Source organism: Bradyrhizobium sp. CSA112 (genome assembly GCF_029051645.1).
Taxonomy (GTDB): Bacteria; Pseudomonadota; Alphaproteobacteria; order Rhizobiales; family Xanthobacteraceae; genus Bradyrhizobium.
In genome coordinates, this window is the sequence record NZ_JAACFS010000003.1 from 281,685 (window position 1) to 306,667 (window position 24,983).

General features: G+C 60.9%; 24 protein-coding genes. 21 read left to right on the top strand and 3 right to left on the bottom strand.

What is annotated here, in order from left to right; translation table 11 throughout:
• The first annotated feature begins 131 nt into the window (after positions 1 to 131).
• The 21 genes from GWE18_RS08825 (at position 132) to GWE18_RS08925 (ending at position 20,296) form a co-directional block, all read left to right on the top strand.
• Entirely contained in the window at positions 132 to 413 is a 282-nt protein-coding gene (locus GWE18_RS08825; RefSeq protein ID WP_275185371.1) for a DUF2285 domain-containing protein, read from the top strand.
• Between the two features lie 193 nt (positions 414 to 606).
• Complete coding sequence (locus tag GWE18_RS08830) at positions 607 to 753, top strand: DUF6499 domain-containing protein (protein WP_275185594.1); 147 nt, start codon at positions 607 to 609, stop codon at positions 751 to 753.
• Positions 698 to 1,333, top strand: a complete 636-nt coding sequence (locus tag GWE18_RS08835) for a DUF2285 domain-containing protein (protein ID WP_342804240.1) — start codon at positions 698 to 700, stop codon at positions 1,331 to 1,333. Before GWE18_RS08830 ends, GWE18_RS08835 begins: the two co-directional genes overlap by 56 nt.
• Before the next feature lie 130 nt (positions 1,334 to 1,463).
• Positions 1,464 to 1,745 (top strand): helix-turn-helix domain-containing protein, encoded by a 282-nt coding sequence (locus GWE18_RS08840; RefSeq protein WP_275185372.1) that lies wholly within the window; start codon positions 1,464 to 1,466, stop codon positions 1,743 to 1,745.
• A gap of 21 nt (positions 1,746 to 1,766) precedes the next feature.
• A complete protein-coding gene (locus GWE18_RS08845) occupies positions 1,767 to 2,648 on the top strand; it encodes a replication initiator protein A (RefSeq protein ID WP_275185373.1) in 882 nt (293 codons plus the stop codon).
• Positions 2,649 to 2,892: 244 nt separating this feature from the next.
• Positions 2,893 to 3,357, top strand: coding sequence for a DUF2840 domain-containing protein (locus tag GWE18_RS08850; RefSeq protein ID WP_275185374.1), 465 nt, complete (start codon positions 2,893 to 2,895; stop codon positions 3,355 to 3,357).
• 23 nt (positions 3,358 to 3,380) lie between these two features.
• Entirely contained in the window at positions 3,381 to 3,866 is a 486-nt protein-coding gene (locus GWE18_RS08855) for a S26 family signal peptidase (protein ID WP_275185375.1), read from the top strand.
• A gap of 487 nt (positions 3,867 to 4,353) precedes the next feature.
• Complete coding sequence (locus tag GWE18_RS08860) at positions 4,354 to 6,111, top strand: DUF3363 domain-containing protein (RefSeq protein WP_275185376.1); 1,758 nt, start codon at positions 4,354 to 4,356, stop codon at positions 6,109 to 6,111.
• 262 nt (positions 6,112 to 6,373) lie between these two features.
• Complete coding sequence (locus tag GWE18_RS08865; protein WP_275185377.1) at positions 6,374 to 6,955, top strand: ribbon-helix-helix domain-containing protein; 582 nt, start codon at positions 6,374 to 6,376, stop codon at positions 6,953 to 6,955.
• A 130-nt stretch (positions 6,956 to 7,085) separates the two neighbouring features.
• Positions 7,086 to 8,336, top strand: coding sequence for an MFS transporter (locus GWE18_RS08870; RefSeq protein ID WP_275185378.1), 1,251 nt, complete (start codon positions 7,086 to 7,088; stop codon positions 8,334 to 8,336).
• Positions 8,337 to 8,496: 160 nt separating this feature from the next.
• Complete coding sequence (locus GWE18_RS08875) at positions 8,497 to 10,500, top strand: conjugal transfer protein TraG (protein WP_275185379.1); 2,004 nt, start codon at positions 8,497 to 8,499, stop codon at positions 10,498 to 10,500.
• A gap of 9 nt (positions 10,501 to 10,509) precedes the next feature.
• Positions 10,510 to 10,944, top strand: coding sequence for a hypothetical protein (locus GWE18_RS08880; RefSeq protein ID WP_057900525.1), 435 nt, complete (start codon positions 10,510 to 10,512; stop codon positions 10,942 to 10,944).
• 132 nt (positions 10,945 to 11,076) lie between these two features.
• Positions 11,077 to 12,045: a P-type conjugative transfer ATPase TrbB gene (trbB, locus tag GWE18_RS08885; RefSeq protein ID WP_275185380.1), complete on the top strand. Its 969-nt coding sequence runs from the start codon at positions 11,077 to 11,079 to the stop codon at positions 12,043 to 12,045.
• Positions 12,042 to 12,365, top strand: a complete 324-nt coding sequence (locus tag GWE18_RS08890; protein ID WP_275185381.1) for a TrbC/VirB2 family protein — start codon at positions 12,042 to 12,044, stop codon at positions 12,363 to 12,365. Before trbB ends, GWE18_RS08890 begins: the two co-directional genes overlap by 4 nt.
• On the top strand, positions 12,365 to 12,628 hold the full coding sequence (locus GWE18_RS08895) for a VirB3 family type IV secretion system protein (protein ID WP_275185382.1): 264 nt from the start codon (positions 12,365 to 12,367) through the stop codon (positions 12,626 to 12,628). The genes GWE18_RS08890 and GWE18_RS08895 overlap by 1 nt, the downstream gene beginning before the upstream one ends.
• Positions 12,629 to 12,635: 7 nt before the next feature.
• Positions 12,636 to 15,077: a conjugal transfer protein TrbE gene (trbE, locus tag GWE18_RS08900; protein WP_275185383.1), complete on the top strand. Its 2,442-nt coding sequence runs from the start codon at positions 12,636 to 12,638 to the stop codon at positions 15,075 to 15,077.
• Positions 15,074 to 15,811, top strand: coding sequence for a P-type conjugative transfer protein TrbJ (gene trbJ / locus GWE18_RS08905; protein WP_275185384.1), 738 nt, complete (start codon positions 15,074 to 15,076; stop codon positions 15,809 to 15,811). Before trbE ends, trbJ begins: the two co-directional genes overlap by 4 nt.
• 384 nt (positions 15,812 to 16,195) lie before the next feature.
• Positions 16,196 to 17,446: a P-type conjugative transfer protein TrbL gene (gene trbL / locus GWE18_RS08910; RefSeq protein WP_275185385.1), complete on the top strand. Its 1,251-nt coding sequence runs from the start codon at positions 16,196 to 16,198 to the stop codon at positions 17,444 to 17,446.
• The gene (gene trbF, locus GWE18_RS08915; RefSeq protein WP_275185386.1) at positions 17,446 to 18,129 is read left to right on the top strand and encodes a conjugal transfer protein TrbF; all 684 of its coding nucleotides are present in this window, start codon (positions 17,446 to 17,448) and stop codon (positions 18,127 to 18,129) included. Before trbL ends, trbF begins: the two co-directional genes overlap by 1 nt.
• 32 nt (positions 18,130 to 18,161) lie before the next feature.
• Positions 18,162 to 19,106 carry a P-type conjugative transfer protein TrbG gene (gene trbG / locus GWE18_RS08920; protein WP_275185596.1) on the top strand — a complete coding sequence of 315 codons (945 nt, stop codon included), beginning with the start codon at positions 18,162 to 18,164 and terminating at the stop codon, positions 19,104 to 19,106.
• Positions 19,106 to 20,296, top strand: a complete 1,191-nt coding sequence (locus tag GWE18_RS08925) for a TrbI/VirB10 family protein (RefSeq protein ID WP_275185597.1) — start codon at positions 19,106 to 19,108, stop codon at positions 20,294 to 20,296. Before trbG ends, GWE18_RS08925 begins: the two co-directional genes overlap by 1 nt.
• A 61-nt stretch (positions 20,297 to 20,357) precedes the next feature.
• On the opposite strand, the gene GWE18_RS08930 is transcribed toward GWE18_RS08925, so the two are convergent.
• The 3 genes from GWE18_RS08930 to GWE18_RS08940 all read right to left on the bottom strand — a co-directional run bounded on the left by GWE18_RS08930 (position 20,358) and on the right by GWE18_RS08940 (position 24,925).
• Positions 20,358 to 20,537: a hypothetical protein gene (locus GWE18_RS08930; RefSeq protein ID WP_275185387.1), complete on the bottom strand. Its 180-nt coding sequence runs from the start codon at positions 20,535 to 20,537 to the stop codon at positions 20,358 to 20,360.
• Positions 20,538 to 21,525: 988 nt separating this feature from the next.
• Entirely contained in the window at positions 21,526 to 21,954 is a 429-nt protein-coding gene (locus tag GWE18_RS08935; RefSeq protein WP_275185388.1) for a heme-binding protein, read from the bottom strand.
• A 28-nt stretch (positions 21,955 to 21,982) separates the two neighbouring features.
• Entirely contained in the window at positions 21,983 to 24,925 is a 2,943-nt protein-coding gene (locus GWE18_RS08940) for an FAD-binding and (Fe-S)-binding domain-containing protein (RefSeq protein WP_275185389.1), read from the bottom strand.
• Between the last annotated feature and the right edge of the window lie 58 nt (positions 24,926 to 24,983).

Genomic DNA, 24,983 nt, shown 5'->3' on the forward strand with positions numbered 1-24,983 from the left:
AGCGCACAACGACGAGAGATGCCGTCCGGGAATTGCTGCCTTCGCAAAGCTTGGCTGCGAACTGCCTTGAATAGGACTAAACTGGGGCTATGAGCTGGCAGGCGCAGCCCCGTAGCTCTCAAAGGAATCTTATGCCGTCACCCCCGCTGGACCCAGAGGTTGCGGACCTGGCACCGGATAGCCCCGTGTTGACGGCCTATGACGAGCAACATGTCGTCACCTATCTCCGGCTGCTGGATGCAGACGCTGAAAATGCCGACTGGCGGGAGGTGGCGCGCATCGTCCTCCACATCGATCCGGACCAGCATCCGGAGCGCGCGCGGACAGCCTTCGAGAGCCATCTGGCTCGGGCTAGATGGATGACAAGTCGTGGCTACGGCCATTTGCTTCGCGGTGGTTCCGCCAAGGACTGAGACAGGGATCTGTAGACCCGATTGGCGCGGATAATTTCTTTGCCGCGAGATATTTCGCGTAACCAAACGGTTCATTACACATTGCAACCAAAAATGGTTCACAATTTTCGTGCTGCAATGCCGCACCGTATTGCGTGAGGGATCAAGTACAATGCCGGAATTCGATTGGCGCTCGCCCGAGGCCTATTCAAAAATGCAGAACGCCGATCTGACGGGTCTCGCCTGGGAATGCCTTCGCCGTAACCCCGAATACCGAAAACACTATTGCGCGCTTGCCAATCCGCTTGACGCCGCCCCGGCCGAATTCCGGAATAAATGGGGCTTGTCTTTTCGCGGCTGATCCGCAGAAGGCCTGTCACGAGCAGATCGTTTTTTGGGCTCCTGAAGTTCTGCCGACGGTTTTATCGGTAGGAGCTTCGTCGTCGCAAACTTCAGCTCAACCGATCACTCTTGATCTAACCAAACTGTCGCCCACGGAGTTGCGGCAGAACACGGACGGCTGGCACGCCGTGCTGCTGTTCGGTGGTGCCACGCATCGCGTGTGGATGAGGAAACTGCCTGCCGCCGGCGCGCCGCAAGCGTTTGAGTTGCCACTGGACCCGGCGTTTGAACTCCGCGCCCGAGCTGCTCAATCACTTTGGCGTACCATGAGCGGCCGTTCGCCGTGTCCGCCGCTGTCCGACCTTCCCCCGCAACGGCGCCAGCGGTTTGCGCTGGTCTTGCGTGCACTGGACGGGCGCAATGAAAACAAGAGCTACCGCGCGATCGCCGAAGGCCTCTTTGGCAAGAAGCGGATCCCCGAGCGCGCCTGGAAGACCCACGATCTGCGCAATCGTACCATCCGCCTCGTGCAGCGAGGCCTCGCCCTGATGCGCGGCGGCTATCGCGAACTCCTGCGTCCAAGACGCAAGGACAATTAGCCGCTCGCGGGGGTATCGAAAATCCACCCCTTGATCTTCGGCATCCTCCTGCGAGGGGCTGCTCCTCCATGATCACCGCACACACGCTGGCACCGCCAGCATCAGCGCGATTTCTTCATGGAGTTCTCAAATGCCCGATCCCATAGCCGGTCTGCCGCCACGTTTCCTGCGGACGCCCGAGGCCGCCCGATATCTGGGTCTCTCCGGACGTACCTTGGAAAAGCATCGCACCTACGGCACAGGTCCGACCTACCGGAAGATTGGTGGCCGCGTTGTTTACGCGCTCGATGACTTGAAAGCCTGGGCCGATCTCGGTGCCAAGACATCGACGTCCGATCCCGGGAAGGGGACCGTACTGCCAGCCAAGAAGCACCCGGCTCTGCGCCCCTATGCGGGCCAGGAACGTCGTTGAGTGCTGCGAGAGCTTTGGTAGATGCGGCACAAACTACGATCCGAGCGCAGCCAGCTCGAGTTGTTCCGTGCCTTGCCCAGCGACCTCGCGCCGCGCGACGCACAGGACTTGATGGCCTATCCGTTCTTCTCGCTCGCCAAGTCAAAGCGGGTCGTACCGATCGATTTCCGCGCGGGCGCAATCTCCATTCGCGTCGAAGCGGTGCCTGAACACGGCATGGCAACGATCTGGGATGCTGATGTTCTGATCTGGGCAGCCTCGCAAATTGTCGAGGCGCGCGATGCAGGCCTGAAAACCTCGCGCCTGATGGCGGCTACGCCTTACGAAATTCTGACCTTCGTTGGCCGCGGCACCAGCGCGCGCGACTACGATCGCCTCAAGGCGGGCCTCGACCGATTGCAGGCGACCTCGGTGCTGACGTCGATCCGCCAGCCGGCAGAACGGCGGCGTCATCGTTTCTCCTGGATCAACGAATGGAAAGAGACGGCCGATGCCAATGGGCGGCCGTTGGGCCTCGAACTGATCCTGCCGGATTGGTTCTATGCCGGCGTTATCGATGACGCGCTCGTGTTGAGAATCGATCGCGCCTATTTTGGTTTGACCGGCGGACTCGAGCGCTGGCTTTACCGGCTTGTCCGCAAGCACGGTGGTCGCCAGCAGGGCGGCTGGAGTTTTGATTTTCTGCATCTTCACGCCAAATCCGGCAGCCTCTCGCCGCTCAAACACTTTGCCTTTGACGTGCGCGAAATCGTTCGTCGCCAGACCTTGCCTGGCTATGAGCTCGTGATCACGCGCGACCCAAACGGCGTCGAACGTTTGAACTTTGCGCCCTGTTGCACCGATCCGTTCGAGGAGCGGCTTCGCAAGCGCGGGTTCGTGCCTCAAGCTGGAGATAAGCTGTGAATCAACTCGTGCTATCGGGGACCACAACCCTCGTGCTATCGGGGACCGGATCCTCGTGCTATCGGGGACCGGAATCGGTTTTAAGCGGTTGTTATCGGGCGCATTCCAGCAGCCGTAACTCTTCTAACCAGAAATCCGTAGGATTTCTTCTAACGGACCGAGCCGTTTTCCTTACTGTTCATAACCGGCGCGATCTGGGTGCGCGCCTGCAAGCGTTGGACCTCCGGGTCGACGGAGCGGACGCATGAGCGATCTCACGCATGTCGAGCTGCTCTGGCTTGAGAAAAGTATCGAGAACCGAATTCGTTTCGGCCACGTCGCCGAGGAGGGGATTCTCGATCGCAACAGGCGTGTCCTGTCATTCGCACCCGGCAGCATCTTTGCGTTCGTGCGTTGGATGTCGGACGATTTTGGGACGGTCGTTTGCCGCATCGACATCTTGCGTGCGGTCGTAACCGGCCAACGCTGCTCGACTGTCCCTTATGTCAAACCCGGCGGCGAGATTCTCTTGCACCTTTCGGGCTGGCCAAAGGTTGAGCGTGTGTTGCAGTTGATTGATGCCGTCGAGGCCCTCGGCATCGATCCTGCCGACGCCGCGCCCGATTATTGGCATCACGTCCACAACCGTCTGTCCGTCAATGAAACCCCGCGCGCTTACACAAAGTCACGCCATCAGGCCTGGCTCCATCGACGAAGAATCAGCCCGTGACGACTCGAAACCGAATACTCACCATGACGATCGGTGCAGTTGCCATTCTCGTGGGGACGATCGTTGTAGGGCCGTCTCCAATCTACATATGGAACAGTTCCGAGAGTGTCCCTGTCGGCCTCTATCGCTTGCACCCGGCCGGCAACTACTACGTCACCGAACTCGTCGCCGTTCAGCCGCCCGAACCGCTGGCGACCTATCTGGACCGAAATCGTTACCTGCCGCGGGGTGTTCCGATGTTGAAGCGTGTGCTGGCGCTTCCCGGACAAGCTGTCTGCAGAACCGGGAGCACCATTACGGTCGATGGCATCGAGATGGGCGAGGCGCGGGAGCGCGACAGTCGTGGCCGGCCGTTGCCGGCGTGGGAAGGATGCGACATCGTCGAAGACGGAAAGCTCTTCCTCATGAACTGGCAAGCCGCGAACTCTTTCGATGGGCGCTACTTCGGAATGACATCAGCGACGGCTGTCATCGGTCGCGTACGTCCCGTGTGGACTTGGGAGGATTGATCGTGCGTTCCGTGTGCGCCCTGTCTGCCTTTCCTCTGTTCGATCGGGGGCGGCACCATTCCTCCGTCCCGACCAACGCTGTAGCAGCCGCCGCGCGCAGCGGCCGTCCAGGGCGGCCGAACGGCCGGCGCGAAGCAGCTTCACCCTGGATGGTCGCGAGCACGGTGGCATCTTCTGTTGGGATTGCCGCTTGTTGCGCTGTGGCGGCGGTCTTGTCTGCAGTTCTGACGGTTGCGTCCGCTGCCAATGAGCTGAATCGCATTCTGTCCAAGCTCTTCGCATTCTTGCCGGTGCGTGGTTCGGAGCAGGGGCAGACAGACCGCGGACGGCAAGGGAAAAGCGCCGCCTTCGGTCGGGCCCATTTGGTTGGTGGAGTTTAAGTTTTGGGGGACGACTGGAATGGTCATGCCGTCGCTTCACCGGGAAATGTCAAGAAAATCAACGGATCGAGAGCGGCCCTTCTTAGCGCAAGTCGGCGGCTAGCATCATGAGCCACGGCGATAATGACCTTCGCGTTCGCCCCGGCCGCATTCGCGACAGCGGGCGCCGCGTCTTGCGTCCGAAAAGCTTTGTCGGCCAGGTCATGCGAGCAGCGAAGAAGGCCGGACATGTCGGGGACAGTTTTGGACGCGGCAAGGGCGGCGCGAGCCGGTCCCGCTTTGGACGAGGCCGGCGTGCCGCGCTCTCCTTGTCATCGCTACCACCGGCCTCGCGACGAGTCGCAATGAAAGCGCGCGTGGTCCGACACCACGGCACACGCTTTCGTTCAGCACCGCTGTTCAAGCATATCACCTATTTGAAGCGGGAGGGCGTGACGCGGGACGGTGCCGACGCCCGGATGTTCGACGCGAGATCGGATGTGGCGGATGAGCGCGCCTTTGTCGAACGCTGTGAGGACGACCGGCATCATTTCCGCTTCATCATATCTCCGGAGGATGCCGCCGAACTCGGCAATCTCCGTAGCTTCACGCGAGAGCTAATGGTCGACGTAGCAGCGGACCTCGAAACCAAACTGGACTGGATTGCGGTCGATCATTGGAATACCGACAACCCCCATGTTCATGTCCTGATCCGCGGCCGCGACGCGAACGGCCAGGATTTGGTCATTAGTCGTGATTACATCAGCCGCGGCTTTCGGAATCGCGCCACCGAGCGCGTTACTCTCGAACTCGGGCCACGCAGCGAGCGAGAAATCCGATCTGCCCTGACGAGGGAGGTTGAGGCCGAGCGCTGGACGAGTCTAGATCAGGCGTTGCGTATTGCCGCCGACGAAGGGGCCGGCGTGGCGGACCTTCGACCAAATGCAACAGGTGAAGACCCCGAACTTCGCCGCCTGATGGTCGGCCGAGCAACCAGGCTGGAACGTTTCGGCCTTGCCGAGCAGATTGCACCCGGTTGCTGGACCCTCAAACCTGGTATCGAGGACAAGCTTCGTGATCTCTCGATTCGTCGCGATATCCTAAAGACCATGCATCGGGCTATCGCCGGCATCGGTCGCGATCCAGATGTCTCTGGCTTCGCCCTGCACGGCGATGAGCCGGCAGACGCAGTGGTTGGCCGCCTGGTCGAGCGCGGGCTGCATGACGAGCTGAAAGGTTCGGCCTATGCGATCATCGAGGGCGTCGATGGACGAACGCATCACATCAAGTTCACCGATCTGGAAATGACCGGCGATGCCATGCCCGGCGCGATCGTGGAGGCCCGGTCATACGAGGACGCGCAAGGCCGCAAACGCCTGGCGCTTGCCACGCGATCGGATCTCAGTATCGAGGCTCAGGTCACGGCGCAGGGGGCGACCTGGATCGATTGGCAGTTGCTTGTGCGTGATTCGGAGATCGGCGGCGCCGGTTTCGGAACAGCGGTGCAAGATGCGATGGAGCGCCGGATCGACCATCTCTCAAACGAAGGTCTCGCGCGGAGACAAGGGCAGCGCGTTATCTTCGCTCGCGATCTCCTCAATACTTTAAGGAAACGAGACCTTGAAGCGGCTGCATCGAGGCTCTCGGCCGAGACCGGACTGCTCTATCATCCCTCGTCTGAAGGTGAGCATGTCGCGGGTATCTATCGTCAACGCGTAACGCTGGCATCGGGACGGTTTGCCATGATCGACGATAGATTTGGATTCCAGCTTGTACCTTGGCGACCGGCGCTGGAGGAGCATCTTGGTCGGGAGGTGTCAGGCATCGCAACGAAAGGGGGCGGCGTGACCTGGACCATCGGAAGGAAAATTGGTCTCGGAATTTGATCCGGACGCGCCACGCATTTCGGCGTGCGAACTCTGCGTCGTGCCGCTACTCCAAGGCACTCACAGGGCTGAGTCAGTTTCTGTATCCGGATCTATCCGAACATACGACGACAGCAATTGAGAGATTGCCCGGCGACCGGGCGTAGCTCCTTTTGTAGGTCACGTTCGTGGCGGTCGAGGTACTTTCGGCAGTTGCCGAATTTCCGATCCCAAGGTGCCCGCTGCAAGCGCAGTTCAATAGCGTTTCAAACAAGGTCCAAGCATGAAGCCCAGGATTGGCGTCTACCTATCTGAACAGATGGCCGCACGGCTAACGGCGGCGGCCAAGCGTCCCGGTGCCAGCAAATCAGCGCTTGTTGAGGCCGCGCTCGCTCAGTTCCTGGGTGCTGACGACGACACTGATAACCTCTCGGTGGACCATCGCCTTACCCTTATAGGCCGCCAACTCGAGCAACTCGATCGCGATCTTAGAATCGTAAACGAGACTGTCACGCTTCAGGCCCGATACCACCTTGCAGTGACGCCACCGCTGCCGGCCGCCGCTCTGCGCACTGCCTGCATGCTAGGGGCGGAACGCTTTGACGAATTTGCCGCACAAGTCGGGCGACGCGTTCATTTGGGAACATCTCTCATGCAGGAGACGATAGATCGGATCGGTACGACGAAACGGGATACGCAGGCTAGCGTCGTCGGGGAGGGGATGCCAGCACCGTACTCCCCAGCTCAAGAGCCAGATGTCCGCGCGTCAAGTCAGCTTGGCAGTGATGCACACAACCCCGCTGCCGTTCGGGAGGGCGGCAGCTTGATCAACTTTCCAGGCAAGGCGGGGATACCTCTGCACTAAGGTCGCCACGACCTGGGAAATCGCTCGCGCAAATTCGAGCGATCAGTTGCGACGATCTGGAGCGTCTCAGGACGCGAGTTCACGCCGACCTGCTGGAAACCTGACAACAAACTGGCGTCTTATTCTGTGCGTGTTCCTGCCGTTCGTTGCCGCCTATTACCTTGCGTTTCTGTTCCGGACTATCAATGCGACGATCGCGAACCCGCTTGCGTCGGAATTTGGCCTCGGCGCCGGCGATCTTGGCCTGCTGACGTCGGTGTACTTCCTGACTTTCGCCGCTGCTCAGATTCCGATCGCCATCTTATTAGACCGATACGGCCCGAGACGAATCCAGTGTGCTGTGTTGGTCGCCGCAGCGCTGGGCGCGGCGTTATTTGCTGTCTCGAACAATTATTTCCTGCTCCTCGGCGGCCGGGCGCTGATCGGTCTAGGCGTCGCCGCGGCATTGACGGCTGGCTTGAAGGCCCTCGTTCTCTGGTTTCCCGCGGAGCGTATCCCGCTGCTCAACGGTCTGATGATCATGTTGGGGGCCTTGGGCGCCCTGACGGCAACGCTGCCCGCCGCAAACCTACTGGATTCGATTGGTTGGCGAGGGTTGTTTGAGCTACTCGCAGTGGCGTCGGCTGGATGCGCTCTTATTATCTACGTCGTCGTGCCTGAGGCGCCGGCTGCAAGCGATGCGACCGCCAACAGTATAACGACGGTTTACGCCGACCCGCGCTTTTGGCGCCTGGCTCCGCTTTCGGCGACCTGTATCGGAACCGCTTGGGCGTTGCAGGGACTATGGGTGGCGCCATGGCTCAGCGATGTCGAAGGGCTCGACCGGACCGGAGTGCTCCGGCATTTGTTCGTCATGGCAGTCGCATTAGGTGTGGGGGCGCTTCTATTGGGTGTCGCGGTCGATTGGTTGGGCCGGCGCGGTGTCGGACCGAGGGTGCCATTGGGCGTCGTCGCTGTGGTATTCATTGCGGCTCAACTGACGCTGATCTTCCGGTTGCCCATTCCCTCGTATCTTCCATGGGCCGTCGTCGCGGCGGTCTGTACTGCGACCGTTCTCAGTTATGCGATCCTGGCCGAGTATTTTCCCAAGGAAATTGCTGGAAGGGCCAATGCGGCGCTGAACGTGCTCCACATCGGTGGTGCGTTTTTCGTGCAGTATATGACTGGCATGGTGGTTCAGCTCTGGACCCCTATAGAGGGGCACTACCCTGAGGTTGCCTACAAAACGGCGTTTACCGTCAATGTCGGCCTCCAGGTCGCAGCAGGCATCTGGTTTGCTTTACCTTGGATTTTGCCACGCGGTCGCACGCGATGGCGATACCATGCGGCGCATAGCAGTTGCTATGTGCTCTCAGGGCGCGTCAGGGCTGGCCATGCTTGACAAGGCCATGACGGCCCGAATTTCAGATGAGCGAGCTGTTTGTAGGATGCTTTCGGTTCGGGTAGACCGGCCGATTTGTTCGCAGGAATGCGCAGGAATGCGCTGACCATTCCAAAAGGCTTGTACGAGGGGGTGCGGATCGTCTGATCTGCTGGTGCCCATGTCTGCCACCAAAATTCTCTGGGACCAGATTCTCGTCGTCTTCACCATTGTGCTGGTCACGATGTGGGCCGCGACGCAGTGGACCGCGTGGCGGCTTGGCTATCAGCCCCAACTCGGCGAACCCTGGTTTGAGCTTGCGTATGGTGTTCCCGTCTATTTTCCACCGTCCTTCCTTTGGTGGTGGTTTGCCTACGATGCCTATGCACCTGACGTGTTCGTCGAAGGAGCATGCGTTGCGGCATCGGGCGGGATCATTTCCATTGTGGTCGCATTTGCGATGTCGGTGTGGCGGGCTCGTGAGGCGAAGACGGCCGCGACATACGGTTCCGCGCGTTGGGCGAAGGGACCTGAGATTCGACGCGCGGGCTTCGTCGGGCCGGACGGAGTGATCCTCGGGCGTTTCGAGAGACGTTATCTGCGGCACGACGGACCGGAGCATGTGCTGTGCTTCGCGCCGACCCGATCAGGGAAGGGCGTCGGACTCGTTGTGCCTACACTCCTGACTTGGCCAGGAAGCTGCATTGTCCATGACATCAAGGGTGAAAACTGGACCCTGACGTCAGGCTTTCGGGCCCGGCACGGCCGGGTGCTGTTGTTTGATCCAACCAATTCTGAGAGCGCGGCCTACAATCCTCTTTTGGAGGTGAGGCGAGGGGAATGGGAGGTCCGCGACGTCCAAAATGTCGCTGATGTACTGGTTGACCCGGAAGGATCGCTTGAACGGCGTAATCACTGGGAGAAGACCAGCCACGCCTTGCTGGTCGGAGCTATCCTTCACGTTCTGTATGTGGAACAGGACAAGACACTTGCGGGCGTCGCGAGCTTTCTGTCCGATCCGAAGCGTCCGATCGAAACAACGCTTCGCGCGATGATGACTACGCGGCACCTTGGCGAAGCCGGGACGCATCCAGTGATCGCTTCTGCGGCGAGGGAGTTGTTAAACAAGAGCGAGAACGAGCGATCAGGCGTACTATCGACGGCGATGTCGTTCCTGGGTCTCTATCGCGATCCCGTCGTTGCCCAGGTAACACGCCGCTGCGATTGGCGAATCCGCGATCTCATAGAGGATGACCGGCCAACGACGCTCTATCTCGTTGTACCGCCGTCTGACATCAGTCGCACCAAGCCCTTGGTGCGGCTCGTGCTAAATCAGATCGGTCGCCGTCTCACTGAAGACCTCCATGCCAAGGGCCGTCGGCATCGCCTGCTGTTCATGCTCGATGAGTTTCCGGCGCTTGGAAGACTTGACTTCTTCGAGTCCGCGCTTGCCTTCATGGCTGGCTATGGACTCAAGAGTTTTCTCATCGCCCAATCTCTCAATCAGATCGAGAAGGCCTATGGGCCAAACAACGCGATCCTCGACAACTGTCATGTCCGCGTTTGCTTTGCGACCAATGACGAGCGCACCGCCAAACGGATTTCGGACGCGCTTGGGACTGCCACGGAACTGCGAGCAATGAAGAACTATGCTGGTCACAGGCTAAGCCCCTGGCTCGGCCATCTCATGGTTTCTCGGCAGGAGACGGCGCGGCCTTTGCTCACGCCGGGCGAGGTGATGCAGCTTCCACCTGACGATCAGTTGGTGCTGGTTTCGGGTGCGCCTCCAATCCGCGCAAAAAAGGCGAGGTATTTTGAGGATCAACGCCTGGCTGAGCGTGTGCTGCCGCCGCCGGAATCATCCACCCGCGACCGCGAGGCCAGCGCTCGGCCGGATGATTGGAGCCGGTTACCAAACTCACCGAATAGCAGTGCTGGCAAGCCAGAAATCCTGTCGGATGGCCGACGATCGTTCGATGATCCCGCAAATTCCGGCATTCGTCGCGAGCCGGAGCTTCCCAAGCATGAAGATATCGCACCAGACGTTTTGAAGCCTCCGCCTGAGTTCGACTTTATGGAAGACGAGGACGACGGTGACCCTGTGCGGGCTCGCGCGATGCGCAAGAATGCCGTCGGGCTGGCACGCCAAGCCGCGATGGACCCGGACGATGGACTCGAGCTCTAGGGTGAGATAGTGCGGACAAAACATACGTTTCGCTTGCCTCCGGACCTTGCGGTCAGGCTCGCCGATCATGCAAGCCGCAAGCGGGTGCCCCAGGCGCTTGTCGTCGAAACCGCACTGGCCTCATTCCTGTCGCCGGACAATTCCGAGCGGATGGAGGCCGCACTCGGCCGTCGCCTTGACCGGTTGACCAGGCAGGTCGAGCGGCTCGAACGCCACATCACGATCTCGAATGAGGCCTTGGCCTTGTTCGTACGGTTCTGGCTGACGGCAACGCCGCCGCTGCCCGACACGGCGCAAGCCGCCGCAAAGGCCAAGGGCCGGGAACGATATGAGGGCTTTGTCGAGGCACTCGGGCGCCGGCTAGCCAGAGGCCAGACCCTCGCTCAAGAGGTCTCGCTCGACGTCGAGCCGGCCAAGGCGTCGCCAATCATTCCTCAAGAGTGATTTCGCAGGCTTTTTCTTTTGCTACGCCACGGCACGCTGCCCGATCTGATCTTGTTGCGCGGACACGCTACCTGCCTTTTCTACTAACCCCGTCGCTGAGCCATTTTCGCACTCGGCGTCTTGGGGGCGTTGGTGGCAGTTCATTCTTCCCAATCCGAGATGCTATCGCGTGGTGCGCGCATGTTGCGCACCGCGCTCGGACCAGCGATAGCGTCCTGGCTCGAAGACCCCGTAATCATCGAGGTGATGCTCAATCCCGATGGCCGGCTCTGGGTCGATCGATTGTCGGGAGGTCTCGCGGATACCGGCGAACGACTCGCCGCAGCCGACGGCGAACGCATTGTTCGGCTTGTTGCCCATCATGTCGGCGTCGAGGTCCATCTGGCAAGTCCGCGGGTTTCGGCCGAATTGCCCGAGACGGGAGAGCGATTCGAGGGGTTGCTGCCGCCCGTGGTGACAGCACCAGCCTTCGCAATCCGCAAGCCGGCGGTCGCCGTCTTCACGCTCGACGATTATGTCGCCGCCGGCACCATGACTGGAGTTCAAGCAGAAATGCTCCGCGAAGCCGTCCGGGAGCGTCACAACATTCTCGTGGCGGGCGGTACCTCGACCGGCAAGACCACCTTAACGAATGCGCTTCTGGCCGAAGTCGCCAGGACAACCGACCGCGTGGTGCTAATCGAGGATACCCGGGAGTTGCAATGCAAGTCGCCAAACCTCGTGGCATTACGCACGAAGGACGGCGTTGCCTCACTGTCTGACCTTGTTCGTTCTTCGCTGCGGCTGCGTCCCGACCGGATTCCAATCGGTGAGGTACGTGGCGCCGAGGCGCTCGATCTCCTCAAGGCTTGGGGCACCGGCCATCCCGGAGGAGTCGGCACCATTCACGCTGGCACGGCGCTTGGCGCGCTACGCCGGCTCGAGCAGCTCATCCAGGAAGCGGTCGTCACCGTGCCGCGCGCGCTGATTGCGGAAACCATCGATGTCATCGCCGTTCTCTCCGGCCGTGGCACTAACCGACGGTTGACCGAACTGGCGCGCGTCGAGGGCCTGACGTCCGATGGCGAGTACCTCATCTCACTCTCAGGAGACCGATCGTGAAGGACATCACATTGCGACCCGTGGTGGAAACGGCTGCCGCTACTTTCAGCTCTTTAGTGATCTCTCCCACGGCATATGCGGCGGGATCCAACATGCCATGGGAGCAGCCGCTCAACCAGATCCTGCAATCGGTCGAAGGACCGGTCGCCAAGATCCTGGCCGTGATCATCATCATCGTCACCGGTCTTACCCTCGCATTCGGCGACACCTCCAGCGGTTTCCGGCGCCTGATCCAAATCGTGTTCGGTCTGTCGATCGCATTTGCGGCGTCGAGCTTCTTCCTGGCGTTTTTCTCGTTCGGCGGCGGGGTGCTCATCTGATGGACGGACCCGTTGAAGGCTTCGCGGTACCGGTGCATCGCGCCCTGACCGAGCCGATCCTGCTCGGCGGCGCGCCGCGTGCGATCGCCATCGTCAACGGCACCGTTGCCGCGGCGCTCGGTCTCGGCCTGCGGCTTTGGATTGCCGGCCTCCTGATCTGGGCAATTGGTCATGCCGCTGCCGTCTGGGCCGCGAAGCGCGATCCGCTCTTTGTCGAGACTGCAAGACGCCATCTGCGCATCCCAACCCATCTGAATGTGTGAGCAACCAATGATGAACCTTGCCGAATACCGCCGCTCCACTACACGTCTTGCGGATTTCCTGCCATGGGCCGCACTGGTCGACGAAGGCATCCTCCTCAACAAGGACGGATCGTTTCAGAGGACCGCGCGCTTTCGCGGACCCGATCTTGATTCCTCTGTTCCAGCAGAACTTGTTGCGGTTGCCGGCCGCCTCAATAACGCCTTGAGGCGCCTCGGATCCGGCTGGGCGGTGTTTGTTGAAGCGCAGAGGTATTCATCGAACGCCTATCCAGCGAGCAGTTGTCCGGACGTGGCATCGGCGCTGGTCGATGCCGAGCGCCGGGCGCAATTCGAGGAAGAGGGAGCTCACTACGAGTCAGCCTATTTCCTCACCTTCCTGTATATGCCGCCGGCGGAGGATGCAGCGCGCGCCGAGCGCTTCCTTTATGAAGGACAGGAACGCGGGCAAGCTTCCGGCGCCCACGAAGTGTTGCGCGGCTTCGTCGACCGAACCGACCGCGTACTGCAACTGATCGAAGGATTCATGCCGGAGAGCCGGTGGCTCGATGACGGCGAGACGCTGACGTACCTGCATGCTTGCGTCTCGACCAAGATACATCGCGTCCGCGTTCCCGAGATTCCCATGTATCTCGATGCGCTGTTGGCGGACGAGCCCCTGACGGGTGGGCTCGAGCCGATGCTGGGCGACCAACACCTGCGTGTGCTCACGATTGTGGGGTTCCCGACCGTGACCACGCCGGGGATCCTGGATGATCTCAATCGGCTGGCGTTCCCCTATCGCTGGTCCACTCGGGCGATCATGCTCGATAAGGCTGACGCGACGAAGCTCCTGACCAGGATCCGGCGGCAATGGTTCGCCAAGCGGAAATCCGTTGCCGCAATCCTGAAGGAGGTGATGACCAATGAGACTTCGTCTCTCATCGATACCGACGCTAGCAACAAGGCTATCGACGCCGACGCTGCGTTGCAGGAGCTCGGCTCCGATCTGATCGGAGAGGCATTTGTCACCGCCACGATCACGGTCTGGGACGAGAATCCGCGCATCGCGGACGAACGGTTGCGCTTGGTCGAGAAGGTCATTCAGGGACGCGATTTCACTTGCATGGTGGAGACCATCAATGCCGTTGATGCCTGGCTGGGCTCGTTGCCCGGCCACGTCTATGCCAACGTCCGCCAGCCCCCGGTTTCGACCCTGAACATCGCCCATATGATCCCGTTGTCCGCGGTTTGGGCAGGGCCGGCGAGGGACACTCATCTCGGCGCGCCGCCGCTGTTCTTTGCACGCACGGAAGGATCCACGCCGTTTCGTTTTTCCCTCCACGTCGGGGACGTCGGGCACACGCTGGTGGTCGGTCCGACCGGTGCGGGCAAGTCCGTGCTGCTTGCGCTGATGGCGCTGCAGTTCCGCCGTTATCCAAGCTCCCAGATCTTTGCCTTCGATTTCGGCGGGTCGATCAGGGCCGCGGCGCTCGCCATGAAGGGCGATTGGCACGATCTTAGCGGTGCGCTGTCCGATAGCGCCTCCGAACCGGTCGCCCTGCAGCCGCTAGCCATGATTGACGATGCGGCCGAGCGCGGCTGGGCGGCGGAATGGATCGCAGCCATTCTAGCCCGCGAAAAGATCGACATGACGCCTGACGCCAAGGACCATCTTTGGTCGGCGCTGTCTTCGCTGGCTTCTGCGCCTATGGGCGAACGCACCCTGACCGGTTTGTCTGTGCTGCTGCAGTCGCAGAGCTTAAAAAGAGCCCTTCAACCCTATTGCCTCAGTGGTCCCTTTGGCCGCTTGCTCGATGCCGAGATTGAGCGGATTGGAACAAGTCCGGTCCAGGTGTTCGAAACCGAGGGGCTGATCGGCAGCGGCGCCGCACCGGCGCTCCTATCCTATCTCTTTCACCGGATTGAGGGGCAGCTCGACGGGAGGCCGACGCTGCTCATTATCGACGAAGGTTGGCTCGCGCTCGATGACGAAGGATTTGCCGGCCAGATCCGCGAATGGCTGAAGACGCTGCGCAAGAAGAATGCCTCCGTTGTCTTCGCCACGCAGTCACTCTCGGATATCGACGGCTCCGCGATTGCGTCTGCCATCATCGAGAGCTGCCCGACGCGGCTGTTCCTGCCGAACGAGCGGGCGATCGAGCCGCGAATCGCGGCTATCTACCAGCGCTTCGGTCTCAACGACCGGCAGATCGAGATCCTCGCGCGCGCCACGCCCAAGCGTGACTACTATTGCCAGTCACGGCGCGGCAATCGCCTGTTCGAGCTGGGCCTTGAGGAATTCGCGCTCGCCTTCACTGCGGCTTCATCAAAGTCCGATCAGGCAATGATCGAGCGCGTGCTGGCCGAACATGGCCGCGACGATTTTGTCACCGGCTGGCTCGCCGCGCGTGGGCTGGGTTGGGCCGCCGATCTCATTCCCGGTCTCATCAAGCAGGAGGGCTTGTCATGATGCGTCCCCGCCACCTGCCAGCAGTGAGTGCGCTCGCCATTGCGATCGCATGTGCCGCTTCGCCAACATCCTCCCAATTGATCGTGTTCGATCCCAACAACTATGCACAGAACGTGCTCACGGCTGCACGTGAGCTGCAGCAGATCAACAACCAGATTACGTCGCTGCAAAACCAGGCGCAGATGTTGATCAACCAGGCCAAGAATCTCGCCAGCCTGCCGTATTCCTCGTTGCAACAGCTCGAGCAGTCGATCCAGCGAACCCAACAGCTTCTCGCCCAGGCGCAGCGCATTGCCTACGATATCAATCAGATCGATCGGGCGTTCTCGACGACCTATGCGCCCGTTTCGGCGAACGAATCAGATCAAGCGCTGATCGCGAATGCGCAAACACGCTGGCAGAATTCTGTGGCGGGTTTGCAGGATGCTTTGCGCGTTCAGGCGACCGTAGTTGGGAATCTCGATACCCACCGCAAGGAGATGTCGGCCGTCGTCAGTTCAAGCCAAGGTGCGACCGGCACGCTACAGGCCAGCCAGGCCGGCAATCAGCTTCTTGGCCTGCAGGCGCAGCAGCTCGCCGACCTTACGGCCGCAGTTGCCGCGCAGGGACGGGCGCAAAATCTCGAAACCGCCCAGCGTACCGCCGCCCAGGATCAGGGCAGGGAGCAGCTTCGTCGCTTTCTCGCACCCGGTCGCGGCTATCAGCCTTCGACAGTTCGGATGTTTCACCAATGAGCGGACGTGGTGGACTTAAGCGGGTGATGCTTGTGACGACGGCGGCTGCCGTCCCCATCCTTGTCGCAGCGTGCACAATCCAGCTCCGCGGCGACAGCGACGGTCCACCGGCTAGATCGTCGGCATCCCGGGCAACGAGTCCGCTTGGCGGCGAACTCGAACGCTGCCGGAAGATCACCTCCGAGCAGGTTGCAGAACTCCAGGAGTGCCGTCTGATTTGGGCGGAGAACCGCCGTCGCTTCCTTGGCTCAAAGAAAACACCGGGCGTTACTTCCGCCGATGCTCAACCAGGCAGCCCGACACCGTCGTTGGCGCAGCCCAAGCATCCCGATCGTCTCCCCCAGGGCTGGCCGCCCGTTGCAACACCCGAACGCGAGTGATTCCATGGGTGGCACCGGCGTCATCGACCGATTCCTGGAAACGTTTACCCGCTATATCGACTCTGGCTTTGGGTTGCTTGGCAACGAAGTCGCCTTCCTCGCAACCACGCTTGCCGCGATCGATGTCACGCTGGCCGCTCTGTTCTGGGCCTGGGGTACCGACGAGGACGTCATCGCTCGCCTCGTGAGGAAGACGCTCTTTGTCGGCGTGTTCGCCTACCTGATCGGCAACTGGAACAACCTCGCCCGCATCGTTTTCGAGAGCTTTGCCGGTCTCGGGTTGAGAGCCTCAGGAACTGGATTGTCCGCGGCGGATTTCCTGCGGCCTGGGCGGATAGCACAGGTCGGTATCGATGCGGGGCGGCCAATCCTGGACTCAATCTCGGGCTTGATGGGCTATGTCAGCTTCTTTGAAAATTTCATCCAGATCGTGGTTCTGCTGTTCGCCTGGGCGATCGTGCTGCTCGCCTTCTTCATTCTGGCAATCCAGCTATTTATCACCTTGATTGAATTCAAGCTGACGACGCTCGCTGGCTTCGTCCTGATTCCCTTTGGGCTATTCGGCAAGACGGCCTTCGCCGCCGAACGCGTGCTCGGCAACGTCATCTCATCCGGCGTCAAGGTCATGGTGCTCGCCGTGATCGTCGGCATCGGCTCGACGCTGTTTTCGCAGTTTACCGCAGGCTCTAGCGGTGCACAGATCGGCATTGAAGATGCCATGGCCCTGGTGCTCGCAGCATTAGCGCTGCTGGGTCTGGGAATCTTTGGACCCGGCATCGCCAACGGCATCGTGTCCGGCGGCCCACAGCTTGGCGCCGGAGCCGCCGTCGGCACGGGGTTAGCTGCCGGCGGAGTCGTGGTGGCCGGAGCGGGTCTTGCTGCAGGCAGCGCTGGTGCACTCGCGGGAGCCGCACGTGGCGCTGCGACGCTAGCGGGCAGTGCGAGCGGTGCGTTTCGGGCGAGTGGATTGTCCGGTGTCATGGACACCGGCGCATCCGCCATGACGAGCCCACTTCGTCGCGCCGCGGCAAGTCCCGGCAGCTCGGCATCAACCGGCGGCGCTGCGGCCGGTGAAGCCGGCGCAGCCCAGCCCCCTGCGAGTTCTTCATCTGCGGACACCCAGTCCAGTTGGGCCAGCCGCTTGAAGAGCATGAAGACCATGCGTCATGGGGCGTCCGCCGCCACCAACGCCGTCCGTTCTGCCGATCAGGATGGAGGCGGCGCCTCCGTAGATCTCTCGGAAGGAAAGCAGTGATGTTCAAGCGACCGTCCGTTCACTATGGCCGCACGCCCGCACCTGTGACGCCCTATCAGAAAGCGGCCCAAGTTTGGGACGACCGCATCGGTTCGGCGCGCGTGCAGGCGAGAAACTGGCGGCTGATGGCTTTCGGCTCGCTGATCCTGTCGGCGGGGCTCGCATCCGGTCTTGCCTGGCAGTCGACCCAAGGCACCATTACGCCCTGGGTCGTTGAGGTCGATCGTCTCGGCCAGGCGCAGAGCGTCAGCCCAGCCAATCCATTCTATCAGCCGACCGATCCGCAGATCGCCTTCCATTTGGCACGCTTCATCGAAGACGTGCGTGGACTTCCAGCCGACGCTGTCGTGCTGCGTCAGGACTGGCTGCGTGCCTATGACTTTACAACGGACCGCGGTGCGGCAGCCCTCAATAACCACGCTCGCGTCAACGATCCCTTTGCCAAGCTCGGCAAGCTGCAGATTGCGGTCGAAATATCGAGCGTCATCCGCGCCTCGCCGGAGAGCTTTCGCGTCGCCTGGCTCGAGCGCCGCTATGAAAACGGTCAGCTCGCCGCTACCGAACGCTGGACCGCCATCCTCACCCTCGTGATCGAAACCCCGCGTGATGCCGATCGCCTGCGTAAGAATCCGCTCGGGGTCTATGTCAATGCCATCAACTGGTCGAAGGAGGTCGGGCAGTGAACGAGCCGACAATCAAAATCGCTAGCCGACGTATGGGCAAGATCATGTGCCCCGTGCTGTTTGCTTGCCTAGTTGCACTCAGCGGTTGTACCACCTTCAAGCCACCGCAGATCAGCTACGATGCCGATGTCCCGCCGCTTCCTGGTCCACCATTGTTGGCGGAGGGCCGTCCACGGTCGCAGCACGTTCCACCGTCCTGGACGCCAGCCAAAGGAGGCAAGAAAGGTGTGGCGGAGGCGAAAGAGCCTGTCGCCCGGATTGAAACCGCCAATGATGCCGCACGCGTCGAACCCCGGAAGGAGGGCTACTTCAACGCGGTGCAGGTATTTCCGTTCAGTCCCGGTGCCCTCTATCAGATTTATGCCGCTCCTGGACAGATCACCGATATCGCGCTCGAGCCCGGTGAGCAGCTTACGGGTTCAGGTCCGATATCGGCCGGCGACACCGTGCGCTGGGTTGTCGGCGATACCGAAAGCGGAAGTGGCGACACCAGACGCGTCCATATCATGGTCAAGCCGACACGGTCCTCGATCGAGACCAATCTCGTGGTCAACACCGACCGGCGCACCTATCTGATTGAGCTACGATCGCGTGAGAAGCCCTATATGCCCTCGGTGGCCTGGTTCTATCCCGAGGATCGGATGGCGCGCGCAGAGGCCGTTCCGCCGACGCCAGTCCTTCCCGAGCCTTCTCAGCGTCGCTACCGCTACACCATCGAAGGCGATGATCCGCCCTGGCGGCCGGTCGGTGCCTATGACGACGGTCGCAAGGTCTATGTGGAATTCTCTCCTGGCATAGTTCAGGGCGAGATGCCGCCGCTATTCGTCATCGGTCCGGATGGCAAGCCTGAAATCGTCAACTACCGAACCTATCGTAATGTGCTGATTGTCGATCGACTATTTGCCGCGGCTGAGCTGCGGCTTGGTGGCGATGCCCAGCAAAAAGTTCGGATCGTTAGAAGCGACCGGAGGTCTTGATGACCAGCACCGAAGCGAATAGTGCCGGCAGCCCTCATTCGACGGAGCCGAAGACATCCGAGGAAGTTGCTCGCTCTTTGCGCCTCCGCCCAGAACGCCCGCCTGTTAAGCGTCTGTCGCGTAAGATTTTGGCTAGCGGGACAGCATTGGCACTCCTTCTAATCCCTGCAGCCGTCCTCTGGGCCTTGCAGAACGATCGTACACGCGGGTCTGCATCCGAAGAACTCTACAGCACTGATCACCACAATGTGGCCGATGGCTTGGCCGGACTGCCGCGCGACTATGCAGGCGTTCCGCGCGACGTGCCTCGCCTTGGACCGCCATTGCCCGGCGATCTCGGTCGTCCAATCGTTGCGGCTCAAGCTCAGTCAGGTCCGCTAGCGGTCGATGCCGAGCAGCAGCGAATGAACCAGGAAAGCGAGGCCGCGCGCATCAGCAAGGTCTTTGCGTCAACGAATGCTCGACCACCCGCGGCAATCACTCCCGCTGAGACCACCCCGAATGCTGTGGCATCGCCCGATGAGGCCTATGCTCAGAACGGACAAGATCGCAAGCTCGCGTTCATCAATGCCTCGATAGATCGCCGGACCATGAGCCCCGATCGTGTGACGAAGCCGGCTTCGTCTTACGTCGTGCAGGCCGGGTCCGTGATCCCCGCTGCGCTTATTACGGGGCTTCGCTCCGATCTGCCGGGGCAAATCACCGCGCAGGTGACGGAGAATATCTATGACACGCCGACGGGACGCTCGCTGCTAATCCCCCAAGGAGCGCGGCTGATCGGAATCTACGACAGCCAGGTTGCCTTCGGCCAGTCGCGCGTGCTCTTGGTCTGGACACGTCTCATCATGCCGAATGGCCGATCGATCATCCTTGAGCGCCAGCCGGCTGCCGACGTCGGAGGATATTCGGGGCTGCAAGACGAGGTCGATCATCATTGGGGCGAGCTATTCAAGGCGGGGCTGCTGTCAACCTTGCTCAGCGTCGGGGCGGAGCTCGGCTCCGATGCCGGCAACAGTGACAGTGGTATCCTCCAGGCGCTTCGCCGCGGGGCAGGGGACTCTTTCAGCCAGACCGGCCAACAGATCGTTCGGCGTAACCTCAACATGCAGCCTACCCTGACAATCCGGCCGGGTTTCCCGGTGCGGGTAATCGTCAATCGCGATCTGGTCCTTGAACCATACAGAGTGTGAGAAAAGAAATGACCAAGCTAAAAGCTCGGTGCCGTTGCCGATGACAATCCTGTCGAGGCTACTATAGATTTGCCAGCAAATGGTCATTCTGCAGGTCGGTCCAATAGATCGACTTCTTTGTAGCGAGTTGATGACCCTCCGGCAGGGCAACTAAAATGCGTTCGCTCCACAGCGGCAAAGCCTTACTATTAAAGAGCGGCCCTGCATCCGTAGCTATGACAACATCAATTGCGCTACGCATGGTCGGCACTCGAAAAAAGACTCACAAGAAAATGCTGGAAAGGAACCTGAGCCGAATTCTGTTGGGAACAGGACTGTTCCATAGCCCTCGCAGTCAACACCGAGGCAGCCCTTATGCGCGGGTATTCCTGGACTTCGCGCGTTCGACGGCCTCTCGCCACCGTCGAGCTATTTCGGCAACGATGATGTATGTGCCGACAATCAACAGAATGGCTTCGATCATGATATGCTCCGCCGAGGTATTGCCGCAGGCAAACTACGACCTCTATATGAAGTTGCCAAGTCAGTCGTATACACTCAAAACGAGTTCCAGCAGCGGAGCTTTCTAGAATGTTTGCGATCTGTTCCTGTCGTGAATTGGGTCATGTCCCGTGCTTGCCCCTCGTGTCCCTAGTTTTACGAGTTGTCCTAATTTGCTATCGCATAGCAAGGGCCGCCACGGTAACTGCGGACGCAAAGACGATTTGTGAACTAACGCCAATCTGCCAACCGAGCTGACGCTTGGTGTGAATCCATCGGTGAAAGCGCTGGAGAGACGCCAAGGGCTCATAAGGGTAATGTGCGTGAACAAATTGGAGGGGGTCAGGAAGGATCGCTCCTATCGCTCCGGCAAGTATCGCCACTAACGTCGCTGGCGCTGCAAAAATTGCGATTGCAAGCGCCAATCCTGCAAATGCATCGAACCCGATCACAGTCAGGTCTCTTAGTAACGCGGGGGTAAGCCGTCTGTCATTTTGCGCTCCAGGTGCAACTGATATTGACCTGAGAGGATAATCCCAGTGCGGGATTGCATCAATTACGTAATGGCTGGCAAAGCCTGCCGCAAATGCGGCAACCGGATACGACGGCATTAGACTGGCGAGAGCCGCTCCAACGACTCCATGTGTGCTTAGGATCATCGCATGCCTTGCAAGCTCGGTTGGCGCAGCCTCTTATCGATCTCACGCTCGGGGCTGTCAGCCGAGGTCAATCGGCGATGTAAATGACCACTATCCCACATTCGCCTTCAGTCCGGCGGCTTCGATGCCCGCGACCGCGCAGATCTCGTCATTATCAGACGTGTCGCCGCTGACCCCGACCGCTCCAAGCAACGTCGTGCCGTCCATGATCAGTATGCCGCCGGGCACCGGCACGAGGCGGCCTTGCGCAAGCGTATTCACGGCGTCGACGAAATAAGCCTGCTCCTGGGCGCGCTGGAATAGCGCCCGCGACCCCATGCCCATCGCCAGCGCGCCATAGGCCTTGCCGTGCGCAATTTCGGCCCGCATCAGGCTGGTGCCGTCCTGCGCCGCCGTGACCTTCACGCAGCCGCGGTTATCCAGAATGGTGATGACCAGCGGCTTCAGCTTTTTCTCAACGCCTTTCGCCAGGGCGGCATCGAGAATTTTGCGGGCGACGTCGAGGGTGAGTTCAGCCATAAATCAGTTCCTTTGTGATTGAGCGGGATTAATGGTTGGGCCGCGCGCTGTCGAGGCTTATCGCGATGACCCGGGCAACGTGCAGTGCTGCACGGTTCGTGCCATCCTTGATCTGGTGTCGGCACGAGGTGCCGTCGGCTACGATCAGCGTAGCCGCATCAGCGCGGCGCACCGTCGGCAGCAGCGACAGCTCGGCCATTTCGATCGAGGCCTGATAGGTGTCGGCGCCATAGCCGAACGCTCCGGCCATGCCACAGCAACTGGATTCGATGGTTTCGATGCTGAGACCAGGAATGAGGCGAAGCACCTTTTCGACCGGCTTGAACGCGCCGAATGATTTTTGATGGCAGTGGCCGTGAACCAGCGCTTTCGCCGGTACGGCGCCGAGCGGAAGCTTCAGACGTCCGGCTTCCGCCTCGCGAACCAGGAATTCCTCGAACAGCAATGCGTGTGCGCTGACGCTCTTGGCGTCGTCGTCCAGGCGCAGCGAGAGCAGCTCGTCGCGCAGCGTCAGGAGACAGCTCGGCTCCAGCCCGACGATCGGCACACCGCGCGCGGCGAATGGGGCGTAGGTCGCGACCAGCCGGTCCAGTTCGCTGCGCGCCTGTTCGACCAGGCCCGCGGACAGGAACGTCCGCCCGCAACATAGTGAACGGCTGCGGTCGATGGGCCGTGGAATATGCACGCGATATCCGCCTTCAATCAAAACACGCAAAGCGGCATCGAGATTCTCGCGCTCATAGGCACGGTTGAAGGTGTCGGCGAACAGCACGACCTCATGGCCATCTACGGGGCCGAAGACCTCAGCGTCGGCCTTGAACACGTCGCGGCGGAACACAGGCAGAGTGCGTTTCGCGCTGATGCCGGCGAATTTCTCGAACAGTGTGCGGAGCAATGGACTGCTGTTACGCCAGTTGGCGAGCGGGGCGAAGCGGGACGCCAGGTCCGCATAGCGCGGCAGATAGCCGACCAACCGATCGCGCAGCGAAAGGCCATGTTTCTCCGCGCGGGCAGCCAGCACCTCGATCTTCATCTTGGCCATGTCGACGCCGGTCGGGCATTCATGACGGCACGCTTTGCAGGAGACGCAGAGCTTGAGCGTCTCCATCATCTCGTCGGAGGCCAGTGCATCGGGTCCCAATTGGCCTGATATCGCCAGCCGCAGCGTGTTGGCGCGGCCTCGCGTGACATCCTTTTCGTTGCGGGTCGCGCGGTAGGACGGACACATCACGCCGCCCTCGAGTTTCCGGCAGGCGCCATTGTTGTTGCACATCTCGACAGCGCCTTGAAAGCCGCCGCCGGCGCCCGGGTAGGCCGACCAGTCGAGCGCGGTCTTCAGCTCAGCAACGCGATAGGTCGGCGGATAGCGAAACAGGCTGCGGTCATCCATTTTGGGCGGGTCGACGATCTTGCCAGGATTGAGCAGGTTATCCGGGTCGAAACGCTGCTTGACCTCCCTGAAATCGGCAACGATGCGCGAGCCGAACATCGCTTCATGGAATTCGGAGCGAACCAGCCCGTCGCCATGCTCGCCGGAGTGCGAGCCCTTGTATTCGCGCACCATCTCGAAGGTCTCTTCGGCGATGGCGCGCATCGCCTTGACGTCCTTCTCGAGCTTCAAATTGAGGACGGGGCGAACATGCAGGCAACCTTCGGAGGCGTGCGCATACATGGTGCCGCGGGTGCCGTGTTTGGCGAAGATGGCGTTGAGCCGTTCGGTGTAGTCCGCAAGGTGCGGCAGCGGCACCGCGCAATCCTCGACGAACGAGACCGGCTTGCCCTCCTGCTTCATCGACATCATCACGTTGAGGCCGGCGGCGCGGAAATCGGCGATGCCGGTCTGCAGTGCGGGCTCGGTGATCTCGACCACGCCGCCCCATTTGCGTTGCGGCTTGTCCCAGCCAAAACCGAGATCGGCCATCAACTCGCCAAGCTGCTTCAGACGATGCAGGTTCTCGGCCTGATCTTCCTCGGCAAATTCCACGATCAGCACCGCATCGGGATCGCCGCGCACGGCCGTGCCGATGATCGGCTTGAACATCGCGATGTTGCGGCCGAGCGCGATCATGGTGCGGTCGACCAATTCCACCGCGATTGGCCGCAGCTTCACCAGATGCTGGGCCGCGTCCATCGCCTCATAGAAGCTGCCGAAGTGGCAGACGCCCAGCACCTTGTTGCGGATGACAGGCCACAGCTTGAGTTCGACCTGCGTGGTGAAGGCCAGCGTGCCTTCGGAGCCGACCAGGAGATGCGCCATATTGTTTGGCGCATTGCGCGGCACCAGCGCATCGAGATTGTAGCCGCCGACGCGGCGCTGCACCTTTGGAAATCGCTCGGATATCTCTGCGGCCTCGCGCTCGCCGAGATCGAGCATGTCCCGGAATAGCGCAAGCCCGCTCTGGGGCGAGTTCACCCGCGCCAGATCCCGCGGCACCTCGCCGAAATGCAAGAGCGTGCCGTCGGCCAGCGCTGCATCCATCGACAGCGTGTTGTCGCGCATAGTGCCGTAGCGCAGCGAACGGCCGCCGCAGGAATTGTTGCCGGCCATGCCGCCGATCGTGGCGCGTGACGCGGTCGAGACGTCGACCGGAAACCAGAGCCCGTATTTTTTGAGCTGGCGGTTGAGATCGTCGAGCACGATTCCGGGCTCGACCACACAGGTGCGGTCTTCGACGTCGAGCGAAAGGATGCGGTTCAGGTGTTTTGAAAAGTCGACGACAATTCCCTCGTTGACGGTCTGGCCGCATTGCGAGGTCCCGCCGCCGCGCGGGGTGACGATTCGGCCGGCCTCCCTGGCGATCGAAAGCGCTCGCAGCGCCTCGTCCATGGTCCTGGGAACCACCACGCCCAGGGGCAGAATCTGGTAGAATGAGGCGTCGGTCGCGTAGCGGCCGCGGTCGAAGGCGCCGAAAAGGACGTCGCCGGTCATGTTTGTTCGCAGGCGTCGCTCGAGCGTTGAGGCGTTCTTCATCCCAAATCCAAAGCGATCCAAGAGGGTTAGTGCAACCCCTCAACGGGATTATGCACTT